The organism is Streptomyces sp. NRRL S-87 (assembly GCF_000719335.1).
Lineage (GTDB): Bacteria > Actinomycetota > Actinomycetes > Streptomycetales > Streptomycetaceae > Streptomyces.
In genome coordinates this window covers 1-16,772 of record NZ_JOGB01000081.1, presented here as the reverse complement: position 1 = coordinate 16,772, position 16,772 = coordinate 1, and the positions used below count along the sequence as shown (strand labels likewise).

Annotated in this window: 16 protein-coding genes and 1 pseudogene; 10 read left to right on the top strand and 7 right to left on the bottom strand. The window is 67.1% G+C overall.

Annotation, left to right across the window (positions count from 1 at the left end; genetic code table 11):
- Positions 1-230: 230 nt before the first annotated feature.
- Both IF43_RS0132815 and IF43_RS0132810 read left to right on the top strand, forming a co-directional pair.
- The gene (locus IF43_RS0132815) at positions 231-644 is read left to right on the top strand and encodes a VOC family protein (RefSeq protein ID WP_030209525.1); all 414 of its coding nucleotides are present in this window, start codon (positions 231-233) and stop codon (positions 642-644) included.
- Positions 645-769: 125 nt separating this feature from the next.
- Positions 770-1,234, top strand: coding sequence for a YdeI/OmpD-associated family protein (locus IF43_RS0132810; protein ID WP_234332617.1), 465 nt, complete (start codon positions 770-772; stop codon positions 1,232-1,234).
- Between the two features lie 135 nt (positions 1,235-1,369).
- Here IF43_RS0132810 and IF43_RS0132805 read toward each other — a convergent pair whose 3' ends face one another.
- Entirely contained in the window at positions 1,370-1,969 is a 600-nt protein-coding gene (locus IF43_RS0132805; protein WP_030209519.1) for a CGNR zinc finger domain-containing protein, read from the bottom strand.
- A gap of 102 nt (positions 1,970-2,071) precedes the next feature.
- Here IF43_RS0132805 and IF43_RS0132800 point away from each other — a divergent pair, with 102 nt between their 5' ends.
- A complete protein-coding gene (locus IF43_RS0132800) occupies positions 2,072-2,923 on the top strand; it encodes an SDR family NAD(P)-dependent oxidoreductase (RefSeq protein ID WP_030209516.1) in 852 nt (283 codons plus the stop codon).
- Positions 2,924-2,961: 38 nt separating this feature from the next.
- Here IF43_RS0132800 and IF43_RS0132795 read toward each other — a convergent pair whose 3' ends face one another.
- The 3 genes from IF43_RS0132795 to IF43_RS0132785 form a co-directional block, all read right to left on the bottom strand.
- A complete protein-coding gene (locus IF43_RS0132795; RefSeq protein WP_030209513.1) occupies positions 2,962-3,870 on the bottom strand; it encodes a class I SAM-dependent methyltransferase in 909 nt (302 codons plus the stop codon).
- Positions 3,871-4,302: 432 nt separating this feature from the next.
- Positions 4,303-4,653: a hypothetical protein gene (locus tag IF43_RS0132790; RefSeq protein WP_030209509.1), complete on the bottom strand. Its 351-nt coding sequence runs from the start codon at positions 4,651-4,653 to the stop codon at positions 4,303-4,305.
- Between the two features lie 30 nt (positions 4,654-4,683).
- Positions 4,684-5,094, bottom strand: coding sequence for a hypothetical protein (locus tag IF43_RS0132785; RefSeq protein ID WP_030209506.1), 411 nt, complete (start codon positions 5,092-5,094; stop codon positions 4,684-4,686).
- 500 nt (positions 5,095-5,594) lie between these two features.
- Between IF43_RS0132785 and IF43_RS43220 the strand changes: the two are divergent.
- Positions 5,595-5,690: pseudogene (locus IF43_RS43220) on the top strand (ATP-binding protein); the annotation flags it as partial.
- A gap of 97 nt (positions 5,691-5,787) precedes the next feature.
- On the opposite strand, the gene IF43_RS0132780 reads toward IF43_RS43220, so the two are convergent.
- The gene (locus IF43_RS0132780) at positions 5,788-6,036 is read right to left on the bottom strand and encodes a hypothetical protein (protein ID WP_158939637.1); all 249 of its coding nucleotides are present in this window, start codon (positions 6,034-6,036) and stop codon (positions 5,788-5,790) included.
- Between the two features lie 638 nt (positions 6,037-6,674).
- On the opposite strand from IF43_RS0132780, the gene IF43_RS40085 reads away from it, so the two are divergent.
- Positions 6,675-7,136, top strand: a complete 462-nt coding sequence (locus IF43_RS40085; protein ID WP_030209500.1) for a hypothetical protein — start codon at positions 6,675-6,677, stop codon at positions 7,134-7,136.
- 292 nt (positions 7,137-7,428) lie between these two features.
- Complete coding sequence (locus tag IF43_RS0132765) at positions 7,429-8,544, top strand: VanZ family protein (protein WP_158939635.1); 1,116 nt, start codon at positions 7,429-7,431, stop codon at positions 8,542-8,544.
- 679 nt (positions 8,545-9,223) lie between these two features.
- Here the strand turns inward: IF43_RS0132765 and IF43_RS41880 are convergent.
- Positions 9,224-10,141, bottom strand: a complete 918-nt coding sequence (locus tag IF43_RS41880; RefSeq protein WP_158939633.1) for a hypothetical protein — start codon at positions 10,139-10,141, stop codon at positions 9,224-9,226.
- A gap of 377 nt (positions 10,142-10,518) precedes the next feature.
- Here IF43_RS41880 and IF43_RS0132755 point away from each other — a divergent pair, with 377 nt between their 5' ends.
- The 4 genes from IF43_RS0132755 to IF43_RS0132740 all read left to right on the top strand — a co-directional run bounded on the left by IF43_RS0132755 (position 10,519) and on the right by IF43_RS0132740 (position 15,396).
- Entirely contained in the window at positions 10,519-12,180 is a 1,662-nt protein-coding gene (locus IF43_RS0132755; protein ID WP_051796649.1) for a VCBS repeat-containing protein, read from the top strand.
- A 778-nt stretch (positions 12,181-12,958) separates the two neighbouring features.
- On the top strand, positions 12,959-13,786 hold the full coding sequence (locus IF43_RS0132750; protein ID WP_030209488.1) for a C39 family peptidase: 828 nt from the start codon (positions 12,959-12,961) through the stop codon (positions 13,784-13,786).
- 94 nt (positions 13,787-13,880) lie between these two features.
- On the top strand, positions 13,881-14,993 hold the full coding sequence (locus IF43_RS0132745) for a hypothetical protein (protein WP_158939631.1): 1,113 nt from the start codon (positions 13,881-13,883) through the stop codon (positions 14,991-14,993).
- Between the two features lie 151 nt (positions 14,994-15,144).
- On the top strand, positions 15,145-15,396 hold the full coding sequence (locus IF43_RS0132740; RefSeq protein ID WP_158939629.1) for a hypothetical protein: 252 nt from the start codon (positions 15,145-15,147) through the stop codon (positions 15,394-15,396).
- Positions 15,397-15,733: 337 nt separating this feature from the next.
- Here the strand turns inward: IF43_RS0132740 and IF43_RS0132735 are convergent, their stop codons facing one another.
- On the bottom strand, positions 15,734-16,492 hold the full coding sequence (locus tag IF43_RS0132735; RefSeq protein ID WP_078910638.1) for a DUF4253 domain-containing protein: 759 nt from the start codon (positions 16,490-16,492) through the stop codon (positions 15,734-15,736).
- Positions 16,493-16,772: the final 280 nt, after the last annotated feature.

Genomic DNA, 16,772 nt, shown 5'->3' with positions numbered 1-16,772 from the left:
GGATTCGAGAAGCGCGGTCCACACAGCCGCCCCTAGCCTGCTGGACATGGACCTCACCGTCCGCACGGCTTCCTCTCCGTATGACGACCCGGACGCGTCGCTCGCCCCGACGCCGTCCTGACTCCGGGCCCTCTCATACCGGATCGACCGGCGGACACGCGCCGACGCGACGTCCGGGCCAGGGCCCCGGACGTCCGGCACGAACACATCTTCAGTGCAAGGAGTAAGGCATGAAAGCGCACGTCAGCTCGATCCTTCTGGGCGTCCGGGACATGGACCGGGCCAAGCGGTTCTACACCGAGGGGCTCGGCTGGAAGATCCGGAACGACTTCGGCATCTCGGTGTTCTTCGAATCGGACGGCGCCTCGCCCGTCGGCTTCTACAGCCGCGAAGGCCTGGCCGACCAGGTGGGCACGGACCAGGAAGGCAGCGGCTTCAGCGGCCTGGTCCTGACCTACGTCGTCCGCAGCGAGGCGCGCGTCGACGAGGTCATGGCGGAGGCGAAGGAGGCCGGCGCCACGATCCTCAAGCCCGCCGGCGCCCTGCCGTGGGGCGGGTACGGCGGCACCTTCGCCGACCCGGACGGCTACATCTGGAGCCTCGGCTACAGTGCCCAGGGAACCGACCAGCCCTACGCCGAGTAGCCGCGAACTCCGTCCCACAGCCGTCCGGGACGGCGGGGCGCGTGCCGCTTCCCGCCCCCGGACCGCCGCGTCCGAGGTGCGGGAAAGCGGGAGCGGCGATCGGAGCCGGGCGGGCGGGATCCGCGGTGAACCGGCAGGACGAACAGGAGAAGACCGTGAAGTTCCGCACCTACGTCGAGCCGCCCGAGCCCATGCGGGGTCTGGAAGTCCCGCTCGAGGTGGTGACAGCGCTCGGCGAGGGCTCGCGGCCGCCGGTGACCATCACCATCAACGGGCACACCTGGCGGAGCCGCATCGCCCACCTGCGCGGCCGCCACCTGATCGGCCTCAGCCACGCCAACCGGGAGGCCTCGGAGGTCGAGATCGGCGAGGAGATCGAGGTCGAGGTCGAGCTCGACACCGAGCCGCGCGTCGTCATCGAGCCGGCGGACTTCGCCCAGGCCCTGGACGACGAGCCGGCCGCCCGCGCCGCCTACGACAACCTCACCCTCAGCCGCAAGCGCGAGCACGTGCGGGCCATCGAGAGCGCGAAGAAGCCCGAGACGCGCCAACGGCGCATCGAGAAGGCCATCGCCACCCTGCGGGGCTGACAGGACCCGTCCCGGCACGCCGCGCTCGACTCTCGTGCTCAGCCACGCTCGTCGTGACCGAGCACGAGGGACGGCCCCGGGCCCCCGCGTGGATCCGCCGAACCGCCCCGCACCCCACCCGACACGGGGCCGGTCTCACGCGTCGGACGACGCGCCACCGCCATCGCGCTGCCGCTGGCGGTGCTTACGCATGGACACCTGAGAGCCGCAGCCGGTACTGCAGTACAGCCCACCCCCGTTGCGGGTGCGGTCGAAGAAGCCGAAATGGCACGGGGGGTTCCGGCACGCCTTGATGCGCCCCCAGTCGCTGCTCTGCGCGAACGTCGTCACCGCAGCCAGCACGGTCCCGAACACGCCCGGCACCCCCGCCTGCGGCGAGGCCAGCTCCACACCGCCGGCCGTGACCACCGTCGCCAGCGGGTAGAGCGCCCCCACCCGCCGCAGGTGCCGCTCCGCACGCAGCAGCGGCTCACCCAGACTCTCCTCGTCGCCCGAGTGCGCGAGCAGCACGGTCACCAGGGCATCACGCAACTCGCGCGCCACCGCGGCGTCGGCATCGGTCACCACGGTTTCGCCACCGAACTCGTCGCGCTCCGCCAGCCACGCCGCGAACGAGTCCCCGTCCCCGAACAACTCCCTGCGCCCCGATCCGTCCGCCCGCGTGTTCACGAACGCGAGGACGGTCTCCACCGTCGGCGTGACGGTGCGCAGGCTGGTTCTCGGGGCACTGGCCATACCCCAACACTACATCAACGAACCAGCACTAATCCAACTAGAAAGCAACCACCAACCCCCCTACCCTTGACGAGTTGCGAGCTAACTCATTACGGTCGCAACATGAACGGAACCTCAAACCACCACACCCACCCCCGCACATGGCTGATCACCGGCGCGACGTCCGGCATCGGCCGCGAACTGACGCTCCAGGCACTGGAGAACGGCGACACCGTCTCGGCCCTCGCCCGCGACACCTCCTCCCTGGACGAACTGGCGCAAGCACACGGCGAGCGCCTCCTCCTCGTCCAGACGGACGTACGCGACGAGCGAGCCGTCCGGAACGCAGTGGAAGCCACACTCGCCCGGTTCGGCCGCATCGACGTCGTGGCCAACAACGCGGGATACGGACTGTTCGGAGCCGTCGAGGAGGCCTCCGACGCACAGGTCCGCGCCGTGTTCGACACCAACGTCTTCGGAGCGCTCAACGTGCTCCGCGCCACGCTGCCGGTACTCCGCGCCCAGCGGTCCGGCCACATCCTCCAGGGCTCGTCCGTCTACGGGCAGTCCGCCCATCCCGGCGTAGGTCTGCTGGCCGCCACCAAGCACGCACTCGAGGGGCTGTCGGAAGCCCTCGCGGCGGAGGTCGCACCGCTCGGCATCAAGGTCACGCTCATCCAGCCCGGCCTGACCGCGACCCCCTTCCTCTCCAACCTCGACGTCGCCACCGGCCTGGCCGACTACGACCAGACCGTCCGCGAGGTCCAGAAGGGCATCGCAGAGCTGCCGCCGTCCGCCTTCTCCGCCGCCGCGCGGATCGCCGCGGGCATCCGAACCGCGGTCGACAGCCCCACCCCTCCGCTGCGCCTGGCCCTCGGCGCCTCCAGCGCGACGGCCATGCGCCCCGCCCTGAAGACGCGCATCGCAGACCTGGACGACTGGCAGCACGTGACCGACGCCGTCGACAGCCAGTAAGCCGGCGGGCGGACGAACCGCAACCGGCCCCGCGGGCCCTACAGCCAACGGCGCAGCCTGCGGGCCAGGACCGGCGGAAGGAGGTCCTTGCCCAGCCGGCGGGCCAGTTGACCGCGGACCGGGGCATGCCGTGACTGTACGGCCGCGGAGCCGGGACCAGGGGTGGTCGTCTCGTAGCGGGAGCGCGGGTGCTTTGGAGGAACCGCCTTGCGGCCGGTGACCCGGATCAGGGGAGCGCCGGCCACCTCCTCCACCCCGTGCCACAGATCCTCGCGCCCGGCCAGGAACGCGGCCAGCTCCGTGCGCAGCGGCTCGGGATCGTCCCACGTTGCGTACATCTTGTGCTGGGTGATGCACAGGACGTGCAAGCGCCGCGCGTCCACGGCCCCCCAGACGGCCGCTGCGACGCCCGGGCAGTGCTCCGCCCTGAAGTCGTCGAAGACGACGACTGCTCCGGGGGCGGCCAGCAGCCGCGAGGTTTCCACGTCCGTGCGCACGTGCGCGTACAGGTGCGAGGCGTCCACGTGAACGAAGCGACAGGAGGCGTGCCGCACGCGGTCGGGCAGTACCGCCGTCACCGCCTGCACCACCGTCGGCAGCTCGTCGTGGAACGCCCGGTAGTTGGCCTCGAACGCCCGGCGCGTCAAGGTGGCGTACGAGCGTCGCATCTCGCCGTCGTTGCCGTCGTCCTCGGCCGGTGAGTCGAAGAGGTCGCAGACCGTGAACTCCTCGCCCTCCTTAAGGTACCCGCCGAGGAAGATGGCGCTCTTCCCCAGGTAGGCGCCGAGTTCCAGGAGGTCCCCGCCGGACGGACCGGCGTTCTGACGGCTCAGAAACCAGTCGAACAGGACCTGATCGGCCGGCCAGAACCATCCCTTCACCTCGTCCAGACGCGTGGGCGCAGAAAGGTTCAGGGGTTCCTCGGGCCGTGCAAGCGGTGCGGTCATGGGGCGGACATCCCAGGAGCGAGGCGGAGCGGTCGATCCGGCGAGATTACGAGCCCCAGGTAACGTCCCGGCGAACCGCCACCGACTACGCAGCGGCACCTGCCAGTACACCTCACGCCTCCGTGCCACCCGGCTGATGTGGCGCTCTTCTGCGTCGGCCAGCTTCTGTGCGAGAACCCGCTCACCCCGCCCCCGGACACCGTGACACACACCCTGCGCGATGGCGCCACATCCGTCCGCACCCGGATGGTGCGTCACCCACGCCGCACATCCCTCGACCGCCGTGTTTACGCCGCTGTGCGCAGCGAGGATGTCATCGCGACAGAGTCCCTGCCCAGCCCCTCATCCGCTTGCGTGGCAGAGAGGTTCACCATGGACGCCCTACACCGCGTCGGCCGCCGTCGGAAGCGCTACCCCGCCGTATCGACGGGCTCACCACTTTGCGGTGAGGCCGTCGAGTGGGTCCTCGTCGTGTGTCCGTTTGACGCGGTCTGCTGCTGCGATGGCGTCGGTGATCCAGGCTCGGGCGCGCAGGGTGCTGCCGAGATGGGTGCCAAGGGTTGCGGTGATGTCCTTGATTCGGGCCTCGCGGTTGAAGACGTCGAGCACGAACGTGGCGAGCGGTTCGAAGTCGCCACCCCGAGCATCTTGAACCGCGGAGGACATGGTCGAGCGTATGCGGTAGAGGCCCGCGGCCTCCTTGAGGCCGCGCCAGAATCGGGCGTCTGCATGGCCAGGTAGGTCGTTGAGGAGGGCAGCGAGCTGGTTTTCATCGTCGGTCATAGTCGACTCCTCCAATTGGATGCGCGGACCTTAGATCTCAGTCCACGCCGCTCCAGGAGTTGAGCGGGTTCCCCGCCAGCGCGTGAGGCTGTAGCGGGTGACCAGCGTCCATGCGGTCCGCGTGGCATCCTCCACCCAGGCATGGCCGGCCGCAGGCAGCCCGTGGACCCCCCTCAGCTTCTGGGTGATCTTTTCCTCCGAGATGTACTTGTTCCCTCGCCCCAGGTACTTCAGGACATGCACCGCGAAGTAGTCCACATCTCCAGGGCTGCATTGACCGCCGAGGACCTGCTTGAGGTCCCATCCGATCTTGGAGCCTATGCTGGCACCGCCCTCACCCTTCTCGTCCCAAAAGCCCGCCGCCTCCGGACCGGGCAGGATGTCTATCAGGTCGACCAGGTGGGAGAGGTCGGGATCGTCGGCCGGAGTGATGTTGCGCATGGGGTTCCCTCCACCTTGGCTGAGGCACTGATCGCGGCCACATGAGAAGGCCATGGCCTGCCGCAGATCATCTGGCCCGGGCCTCGAAGACGTGCGGGACTCGCATGTGCCTGCCCGATTCACAACCCGCATTGGCTGAGAAGGACATGCTCCGGGCGAAGGCCAGGCGTCCCCGCAACGCCTGCACGCGCACGGGACATACCTCAGCAGGAAGTCACACCAGCGGCGGCTATCGGTGGCTCAGGTAGTCGTGCGCGGGACTGGCGAGTGGAGGTGGGCTAGGTTGACGGGCATTGCGGCACCGTGGTCGAGGCTGCGTACCGGGGCGACCGGGTGACGGTGGCCTGCCGCGGGCTGGAGTGTCGGCGTATGGATGAGCGTGCCCAGTCATATGGATGGACGAATGTGCCCGGCTACTGACCTCTCGGGATCCTTCGTGGGCAGTTTGCCGCTGACTTGATTGGGGGTGGTGGCGGGCGGCTGACCATGGTGTTGGACCCGCTACGGCCATCCTCGACCTCGACCGCCTCCTGCACCACTGCGACGTCGTCTCCATCAATGGCCCCAGCTACCGAGTCAAGAACCGGCTCGGATGATGCAGATGCGTGGCAGCGGTACGTCCCCCTCGCCTTCCATCACGAGGACTTCTCGCGCCAGCTGTCGGGTACGTTCCCATCCCAGGTGACTGGACATTTACGGCTTTGTCCATCGATCCACTTTCGAGTCGTGGCCTATCCCACTGAAGACCTTGTTGATCATCTTCAGGCGAGGCAGTACCGCGGGACTGAGCTGCTGCTCCTCGACCAGTTGCCCAGCCAGCCCGAAGACGTCATCGAAGCCCAACGCGATCTCGTCCGGCGGCACGTCGTACTCCTCCAGCCACGCCACCTGAGCCGTTGCACCTGCCGCGACCACGACAAGCGCCTCGATCAGCATGGTCATCGTGGCACGGCTCCTCATGAGCTGAGTGGTCACCGTGTCCTCCTGCTGGGCACGTTCGCGCGTAACTTGAGCACACACCTGAGTACGCCGGCATGGAGCTTCTGTACGACAGCGAGCAGGCCGCCGAAGGCACATGGGCAGGGCCGTCGGCTGCGGCCGCCGCGGTCCGCGTCGAGAAGCTACGCCCCTGGATCGCCCTGTGAACCCGGCGCTCCGAGCGGGATCTGGTGCGTGCAACGGTGCTCGTTCACGACGAGGGCTTGCCGGAGGATCGGTAGCTGGCGGTCTCGCACGATTCAGAGCCGAGGCGTTCAGGCCAAAGATCTTGTAACAAACTCGCCCTTTGGGCCCGAAATTTCCCTTTATGCTCGCACGTCAGGTATCGACGAAAATGGGCAAAAGTGGGCAGATTGGCGCGGGGTTGCAGAAATTTCAGCCAATCACGACACGCGGGGTGCCGTCATTTGCTTGCAAGCACTTACCTCGCTCCATAAAGTATTCAGCGCTTGATAAGTCCATTAATTCCCCCGGGGGCTTCAGGGGGAGGATTGCCTTGCGTAAGCGGAAGCATCCTGTCGATTTCCCGGGTGCCGGTAATCGCAATTCGGCCGTCGAGGCCGGGAGGGGAAACAGAAACCATGAAGAATGTAATCCGTGGCATCGCGCGGGGGGCTGCCACGATCATCGCTGCCGTCTCTGCTCTGGCGGTTCCTGGAGTGGCTCATGCCGACGGCCCGATCCCTGAGCCCTACATTGCAGGGTGCCCGGACAGCGGCTACCCGGTCCCCGGCAACCCCTCCCAGAGCTGCACGTCGATGACGAACGGTGCGCTCTTCCACGGCAAGCACCACCCGGATTCCACGCGGACGCGGATCTACTCGCAGTACAAGAAGACCAGTGGTTCCGCCATCACCGCGCGTCTCGGGTACAACTACGCCGGCACGAATCACTGGGGAGACTGGTTCACGCAGTCCGCAGGAACCACGAAGACCAAAGACTGGTACACCTACGACTATGATTTCTGGTGCAACAATACTGTCGGGCTCCTGAACGTCAGTGGTCAGGGTACCTTCCAAACGCCCATTTCGCGCTGCGCCTAATTCATTCCACGCCCTCGCTGCGGTGAGTTCAGCCGCAGCGGGGGTGCGGCGCGTTTTCTCGAAGAAATAGAGTCAGGAACCTATGTTCGAGGCTGTCTTTAAGGGCCACCTTGGTCTTCTCGTTGCCATCTGCCTCGCAGGCCTTGCAGGTGGGGCTATCGCGTTCGCGGTCGCCCAGCGCCGCGGGGCACGCGCAGGGGCGCACGCCCTGTGGGTTGCAGCTATGTCGGCTGTCGTCGGAGTCACTGGGTTCTTCACCGGAGCCGGCGGGGGGTTGGGCACCCAGTGCGTCGTGAACCGTGACCTCGCGGAACCGTTCGCGACCGAGCAGGGGCTGCTGAACGTGCTCTTGTACCTGCCAGTGGGGTTCTTCGGGCTGCTTGCCACGCGTCGTCCCACGGTGGCTGTCGTAAGTGGCCCACTGTTGTCCGTGGCCACCGAGCTCGGACAGGCCCTTGCCCCATGGGTGGGGCGCAACTGCGACACCAGTGACGTGCAGATGAACTCGCTCGGCACGCTGATCGGTTTCGCCTTCGCCTGGGTTGCTCTGCTCACGACGAAGCAGAGCGTCCTGCCCTGGCTGGCTGGCGGCAAGCGCACCGGCCAGTTCGCCCTCGGGGTAGTAGTGGTCGCCGGCCTTCTCGGCGCCGCTTTCATCACCCCGATCGCAGTGGACGCCACCAGCATCCAGCTGGCCTCGTCCGATGAGAAGGAGGCCGCTGAGAAGGCCATCCGCGACGCCTTCGGGAACCGCTACGAAGTGGCGAACGTGCAGCTCCAGCCGATACCGGGAACAGACCGTGGGAGTCTAATGATCACCTTTGCCCATGAGGGCACAGCCACGCTCAGCTGGCCCGACGCGATTAACCTGAACGTCAGCCTCGAGTCCAGCAGCGTACCCGGCCCCAACAGCTTCCCTGTCTCCCCGGACGCCGGTGCACCCAAGGACGGCAAGGCAGCCACCGAGATCGCCCAGAAGTATGCGCAGCAGCACTTCCCCTGGGCTTTGCAGACGAACCACCACACGACTCATCCGGTCGGAGACAAGGCGGAGCTGGGGTGGATCACCAGCTGGCGGCAGATGAGGGACGGTGTTCTCATGCCCCGCAGCCTTGACGTCCAGGTCAACCGGGCCGGACGGGTCTCCCAGATCGATGTGCAGAGGGGGCCCGGGGCGGTGACGGTCCCGCCACGTCGAATCACCACGGCGCAGGCTGAGGAGCTTGCTTTGCGCTCCATCGATGCGCCTGCCACGGTGGATGCTCGTGCCATCGTGCTGCGTGCGGTGCAGCGCAATGCGACATGGCGGGCTGAGTGGGTGGTCCGCATCCCCATGGGCGACGCGGCTTCCGATCTCTACGTGGATGCCGAGACCGGAAAGGTCCACGACGCCGCTGCCACTGGATGAGCCGAGGACCCGCCGGCCGAACACGCCGCGCACGAGGCGGCCTCTTTCAGGTCCGGGAGAGGCCGCCTCATCGAGAGGGACTGCACCGAACTGCCTCCAGGGAGGGCGAGGTCGGCCAGCCCGCGCCCACCGCTTCTGCCGAAGAGAACCTCGTACCACGAATCTTCGTGATGTGCCGGCAACTCCGCCATTCGGCCCTGCGGTAGTCCAGGTGGCCGCGCCCCGACTGGCGCCTTCCGGGGGACCCCTCCCGCCGCACCACCACGCTGCCGAACACCGTCATAGACCAGACCATGCCGGTCTAAACGGCCTGTGCCTGGCCAGCGCGAGGTGTAGTTGCGCACCTGCTCGCGCCGCCGCCTTCACGTCCCTTCGTCCAGGCGGCCGTTCGCCGAAGGTTTTGAAGCTGGCGACAGCCATATGCCCTTCGTAGCCCTCTGCCCGCCGAGACGTGGGAATGGCGATGGGGGACTGGGGTGCCCGGCGGGTGGTCTTCGCTGTGGGCCATTGCGAACTCCCGCGCGGGGGCGCGAATCGCGCACACCCTGCGTCAGTAGGGCGGGGCTGCTCGGTGGCACCGCGCTCCGCGGCTGAACGGCTGCCGTCGTGCGCGCCGCAGTAGACATCGCGTGACTGAGGCGGCAAGCCAGGGCAGCCGCGTGTTTTGGCCTCTGGAACTTCAGGCAGCTGGTCGGAAGCGGAGGACGGCGATAAGTGCGATAGCTGAGAAGACGAAGAACGCGGCTGCACCAAGCCACACACCCTTGTGCCCGGATGACCCTGCCGCGCGAGCGGGGGCTGGGTCGTGGCAGTTCGGGAGAGCGGGTTCGACACGGAAACGTGCCCACGGACCGGCGGGGGCGCCGGGGCCGGTCGCGGTGACGGTGTACAGGCCCGGCGGCGCGGTGCAGCGGATGTGCACGACAGCGGAGACGGTCTTGCCGCCGTGCATGACGACCGGTTCCACGAAGGCGGGCGAAGAAAGCGTGACCCCGTCCGAGAACAGGGCCAGGGGTTCATCGGCCGTGAGTGTTCCGCCGGCGCGGACCGTGCGCACGTCCCAGGGTGTCTGCGGCCAGTACGTGCCCGGGTCCCGGTGCTCGTCCTGGGCTGCCGCCTGCTGGGTGGCGACGCTGCGCTCGCAGTCCCGCCGTGTGTAGCCCGCCTTTGAATCCACGCTTTGCGACGTCCGCGCCTGGGCGGTGCTATCCGGTACGGAGGCGGGGAGCGGGAGGCGGATCTCGCGTACGCCATCCGCAGCCACACACGAGACAGGAACTGAGTCCTTGAGTCCACTGCCCTGCATTCGCAGCACCCTGGGGCGTACCGAGGCTTCGGACTCCATCTGGGTAACGTTGCTCACGCCGGATCGGGACGCGGCTTGTACATTCACCGCGACTGTGCCATTGAGCCCGACTAGCGCCGCCCTCTTGCCTTCCGAAATCGGAATGGATTCATCCGAATTCGGGAGAGTCGCGGCGTTTCCCGCGGCGATTAGCGATATGAGCAGCGCCGCAGCGAACGTTGCTACCCGCTCAGCTCTCCATATGCCCACTCGCGGCACCTGGCTTCCTTGTTGACGATCATTCACGAACATGCATACTCTGCCAGCTCGCCGACGCGGGCAGCCATTCGGCCCCTCACTTTCGGCCACGAGAACGTGATTTGAGACAATCTTTCAAGGGAAACAACTTGAATTCCAGACGGCTGGCCACGTGTGCCCTCGCACTCGCAGCGGCCCTGTTGCCGACGCCCATCGCGTCGGCAACCGGAAGTCCGACAGCGGCTGCGACCGATTTCCCTCCACCTTCCATATCCCCGTCTGCGTCTCCTTCCGCTTCTGCGACGGCGCAGCCTAGTCCCTCGCTGTCTCCGAACTCGTCTGCCAGTCCTTCGGATTCCGCATCCGCATCATCCCCGTATCCGGCCGAGCCGTTTGAGAACGGGGAAGCGGAGTTCTGGACCGCCGAGCGCATGGCACAGGCCGAACCCATCGACGCCGACCGCGGACAGACCGAGGCCTCCCTACGCCAGAACAGCATGGAAGAGCCGGAAGAGGGACCTCCTGCCGGCACGCCGAGCGCCACCCACTTCGAAGGGCTGCCCATGGTGGGCACGTTCTTCTTCCAGGGGACACCGGTCAGTGGTGACGCAACCTACTGCAGCGGCAGTGTGGTGCGCAGCAAGGGAAAGAACATGGTGTTGACCGCCGGGCACTGCGGTATCGCGTTGCGGAAGGCGGAGCACCGCATCTTCGTTCCGCAGTACCGCTACGGGCAGTCGGCCGCCGACCAGCCCTGGGGGGTCTACCCGCTGACCGATGTCTACATCGACAACCGCTACGACCCCAAGCGCGACACTGTCTCGGACCTCGACCTCGCGTTCGTCCTGGTCGGCAAGGGCCCCAAGGGCAAGGTCGAGGATGTCACCGGCGCCCTGACGCTGACCACCTCGAATACCTATGAGCACGACGTGACGGTCGTCGGCTACCCGGCCGCCGACAAGGTCAACAACTCCCACCGGGCCATCCGGTGCGATGTCCGCACCAAGCGCCTCTACGGTTACCGCCAGATGAGGATGGAGTGCGGCGGCTATTACGGCGGTGTCTCCGGCGGTCCCTGGATCAGGAACTACAACCCCCGCACCCGCACCGGCGAAGTGATCGGCAACGTCGGTGGTGTCGGCGGCGGAGGCCCCGTCCACTGGCTCTCCTACGCCCCCGTGTATGGCCAGGACGCCCTCGATCTGTACAACGACGCCGCCAACGACATCGGCGAGAAGAACGTCAACCGAACGAAGCCCTACCAAGGGCCTGACGACGGGCCGATCCTCCCTGGCGGCGGCACCACCTGGAAGCACGCCAAGCAGATCGCCTCCGGCGACTTCCGGGCGACCGGCCACAGCGACCTGCTGGTGCTGTGGACCGACGGCGAGGTCACCCTCTACCCCGGCGACGGCAACGGAGGCTTCGGCAAGGAACGGCAGCTGCTCGCGCCGAACCCCACGTGGAAGACGGCCGCAGGGATCACCGCCGGGGATTTCACCGGCTCCAACCAGTTCGACCTCCTGGTGCGCTGGGACAGCGGACGGCTGAGCCTGCACGGCGACATCGGTGCCAACGGGCTCGGCGGCAGCGGCACCCAGATGGCCCCGGCCGGCTCGATCTGGAGCCATGCAACGCAGATCGCGGCCGGCCGCTTCAACGCGCAGACCTACGTGACCGACCTCATGGTGCGCTGGTCCGACGGCGAGCTCACGCTCTACACCAACGTCAGCGCCGGCACCCTGGGCCAGGAGCACAAGCTCAAGGACCCCAACAGCACCTGGAAGGACGCCACGCTCCTGACGTCCGGGCAGTTCTCCGGCAACCAGAAGTGGGACCTGATGGTCCGCTGGACGACCGGGGAACTCGACAACTACGTGGGCACGACCACGTCCGGCTTGGGAAGCCAGAAGCAGGTCCAGGGCCCGAACAAGACCTGGACCCACAGCGTGATCATGACCACCGGCGAGTACACGGGCGACGGCTTGGCCAACGACCTGGTGATCCGCTGGTCCGACGGCGAGACCACCATGTACCGCGACACCCGCACGACCAACCTCGGAACCGAACGCATGCTCGTTCCCCCTGCGTGACCACTCCGCCCACTGGCGGAGCACTCCCGGGTGGCTCTACCACTCCCTCCAGCTCAGACGCCGCAGTCATGACGCCACCTCCGCCGCGCAGACATTGCGGCCACTCCCCGAGGCGACTCGCGTTCAGGTCAGTCGCCTCGGGGAGTGGCTTCGACGGGCATCAGCGGGCCACGAGCGAGTCTGAAACGCGGCAACAACACAACACGGACGGCGAGCGAGCTACCGTGCGGAACACCGCACAGGCTCAGCTGACTGCACACAGCCCCCAAGGCCGCGGGGCAGATATATTCGGGCATCTGCTCCAGGAGGCGGGGCACTCACGGCGCATGTCACCGACAGGCGCGCTGGCACTTGCCCGCGCGGCCGAAGCGAACACCGCTCAGGACTCTTCCTCACCATGCCTACGGTTCCGTGAACTACACAGCTCCCAGGGCGCCTCGAACCTGCATCCACGCCGTCTGATTCCTCCAGCGTCGACCGGACGGTGTCGGGCTTCCGGAGCAAGGGGTTCAGGGCGCATTTTTCGCTCTCTTGCGCGTCCTGTGGGGGTGGTGGGGCGGACAGCTAGCGGGCGGCAATTGTGTCGTCCGTCACGTGATGGGGTTCCGCTTTGGCGCTCCGCTTCGACATAGGGGACAAGCGTCACCTGTGACGACGGTGTGTGATTGCTTCTTGAGGGTCTCTTGAGGTGACCGAAAGACACGTCATGACCAGGCTGTTTCCGTCAGTGGAAGATCGACACGACTCCCGAGAACACCACTGACTACGGAGCTTCGCTGTGACTCGTCTGCGCAACATCACTCTGGCCGCGGCCTGCGCACTGACCGCTGCTGCGATCGCCACCTCTCCCGCCGCCGCCGACGGGGACGCTGGGACCAACACGGTCACCGCCCCGGTCATCGAAGATGACGGCGGCGACTGGATGCCGCCGGCGGACGACCAGGAGCAGGCCGACGCTGCCGCGGCCAAGCAGGCTCTGGACGCCGACCCGCTGACTGCGGAGCAGATCGAGGCCGCGGCCAAGGATACGGCCGACAAGGACCGCCGCATCGCCCTGGAGCCGCAGCCGGGCCTGCCGGCTGCGTACTACCTGGCGAGCAACCACGTCGCCCAGGCCTACAACAACTACTGCGGGCCGGCCACAGCCAAGATGACGCTGGGACACCAGGGCTACAACCTCACCCAGGCCAGCCTCGCCTCCCGCTTCGGTATCAGCCCGGGCAACGGGGGCACGAGCTGGGACGCAATGCTCAGGACGCTCAAGGCGTACACGAGCGGCAACTACGCCGGCAACTTCCTCGCCTACAGCCCCAGCGCCCGCGACAAGGAGGAGTACAAGGCCCACCTCAAGATCGACATCGCCAGAAACAAGGACTCCATCGCCGGCAACGTCCTGGAGCCGAAGGGCAGCCGCATCCGTCTGGCCGGCCACCCGATCAACCAGACCATCTACCACTGGGTCAACATCCGCGGCTACAAGAACAGCGGAGCGGACAGCCAGGTACAGGACCCCGCGACCAGCGTGTGGCCCGGCGTGAGGGCCAACTCCCCCGTCCCGTCGAACAATCTGGTCATTATGATGGGCGGCCGTGGCTATCAGTGGTAGAAGACTCGCCTCGCTCTGCGCCATAGCGGCCCTCAGCGTAGGAGCATGCGCACCCGGTCCCTCGCACTCCGCCAGCGGCGAAAAGCCTCCTGCAGTGCCGACCCAGAAGCGGGCGTTCTGCAAGGTCAGCACGCCGGAACTGTGGCGACAAGCTCGAGCCCGCACCACATACACCACTGCGGCCAGCCCTCGCGCCTACGAAGGCGTAGTCAGCCCGGACGGCAAGAAGATCTTTGCCGAGGAGTCCGACGGGCGCGTCACACGGGTTGTCATGCGCACCCCCGGCGGTGGCCGGACAGTCATCGACCAGATGCCGCAGACGCGGTCGAAGCGCCTCCAGCAATACGTCTTGTGGGACTTCGACGGCAGATGGCTCCTGTACGAAGCCTCCTACGATGCCGAGAACATGAACGACTGGGCCATCTATGCATGGGACGCGAAGGCTGGTGGCCGACCGTTCAGGATCACCCGCAACACCGCGAACGGACCGTTCCTCTTCCTACGCGCCCGCGGCGGAAAGGCAACATGGGCGCAGGGCGGCGGCGGGAATGGACGCAAGCAGGTACACGTCTACGATCTGCACACTCGCAGCGATCGTGTGGTGCGTACCGGGATGGTCTCCCCTGTGACCGTGTCCGGTGAGTTGGTGGTGTGGCGCGAGGCATTCTCCGGCTCGAGCCCCGTGCAGGTGCGGGCGGCCTCGCTGTCCACAGGCCGCACTGCGGCCCTGCCGGAGCAGATCGCGAAGGTGAAGGGCACGACGTTCATCACCGGCAGCAGTGACGGGCATGCCTGGGCGTGGACCTCGCCGGACATGCGCAAGCTGTACGCGTGGAAGAAGGGGTGGAAGACCTCCGCCCTGGTGGCCACCGTGAGTGAAGGCCAGTTCTTTGACCAGATGGAGATCGCGGGCGACCTGATCACGTGGCAGGACGACTCCGGCCTCTGGGCGGCAGATCTCAGATCCCAGTCCATGACCCGGCTCAACAAGGACGGCGTACCGCACGCAAACGGGGACAAGATCCTGGTCTCCTACCAGACCGGGGGCTTCAGCAAGGACCCGGCCGCCTACAAGGGAACCACCGCCTACGTCCTCACCGCATCCCGTCTGGAACCGCTCGCCCCCTGCCGTGGCTGGGCACCGATACCCCAACCAGCGGACGAGACCACAGCCCCCGACACTCCCGCCGAACCGGCACCGCTGTAGTCCCAACCGTCAGCATCAACAGCAAGGCCTGCCGGAGCGTCGCACTCTTCGGCTGGAGGGTCCTCCTCATCACCTCGAGGGAGGGCCCTTCGGCCGTCCAGAACCCGCCACCTGCGATCTCTCGGTTTTGGGGCGGTGGTGTGAGAGTCAGTTGAGGGTTGGTGCCGGCACCCCGTCCGCGCGGTACGAGGACCTCGCCCGGAGCCTGCGCGCAGAGGCGGTGGACGCCCCTGACGAACAAGCCGACCCGGCCGAGAGCCACGCCGACGCCCTGGACGCCGCACTGGCGGCCGGGGACGACGAGGCCCGAGACCGGGCGGTGGACCGGGTCCGGCGCTTCCTCCTCACTGCTGGTCCCGGCTTCGAGGCCACCCGGCAACTGCTGGCCCTGCTCTCCGCGTAGGACGGCGGAGAGCTTCGTGGCCGGCTGCGGCGGCACCGACGAGGAGTTCGCCCCCGCCTCGTAGGGCCGTCTGGGACCGGGCTGGGACCAAAAGGCAAGTTCATGGGCAAGGGGCCGGTGCCGTGGACGCCGGCCCCTTGTTGGTAGCTTGCCGCGTGATGCGTGTCGTGTGATGTGCGCTGGGTGTGCGTCACGGGTTTTCACGGGTGGTGGGTGTGGCGGGGTTGGGCACCGCGTTGCTGGGGTGTCGTTCGGTTGGTGGAGGCCGCTGTCGTTTTCCGGTGAAGGTCCGTTGTCGTGCGTGTAGGGCGTGAGGGTTCCGTTGCGGCGGGGACGATCAGTCCCACCAGAAGTCCCAGTTGTGTGCGCCGGTGAGTCGTTCTGCGTACGCGGCCAGTGTGTGAGGGCGGCTGCCTTGCCAGATGTTGTCCGGGCAGAAGGCGAAGTGCTCAGCCGCGACCAGCAGAGCGTCTTCCTGGTTCATTGGTGGAGCGGCGACGCTGATGTGCAGGGTGGAGAATCCGACGGCGACGACACGAGTACCGAAGCGGTGCTCCCAATCCGCGATGACCGCGGAGAACTTTGCAGTGTCGTCGTCGTAGTTGCAGGGCCCGGCCCAGCCTGCGGCGGTGAGGGCCTCGGCGCCGGACGCGGCGATGACCAGTCCCAGTCGGGATTGAGGCCGGTCGGTGAGGAATGCCTGCGCGTACTCGCCGGCCAGTTGGTCGGCGTTTGTTGCTGTTTCTCGGCTGGGCGCGAGGCCGGGCCAGCTCTGACCGAAGGGAGCTGTGACGGCGAGGCGTTCTGCGGCGGGGAGCAGGTCGTCTTCATCCACGGCGGTGTGGGCCGCCCACCACTGCGCGAGCAGGCCGGCCGGGTCATGGCTTGCCGGGGATGACATCTGCTCGGGGAAGATCTCGCCCGATCCCCATGGGCGGAAGTCGCCGCCGTCTGAATCCGGGGAGTCGAGGAGTAGTGGCCAGAGGCCGGAGGTTGTGTGCTCGGTCTGGATCTGTGCCCACAGTTCGACCGGGGCGGGTCGATCGCTGAGCCAAAGGGGCTGCACATCTCCGTCGCCCTCGTCGGATGTGATCATCCGGCCGGGCGGGAGCGGGGTCCTGAGGGTCGATCGAGGCTCGGGGTGCACGTGTGGATGCTAGCTGTGCAGGATTTTCGGCTTCCTGGTGAGGGCGGATGGCAATCCGTATCCCGTTGCTTCCCTCGTTCGTGTTGGTCTGGTCGGCGTGTCGGGATGGACGGCTTCGGGTGTGGACAGCTGTGAGTGGGTGGGGTGGTGGCAGCGGTTGGGCGTCAGCGGGTGCGCGGGGGCTGGCCGGTGTGGGGGCTTGTTGTGGCTCGGTGTTTTCGTGGCAGTG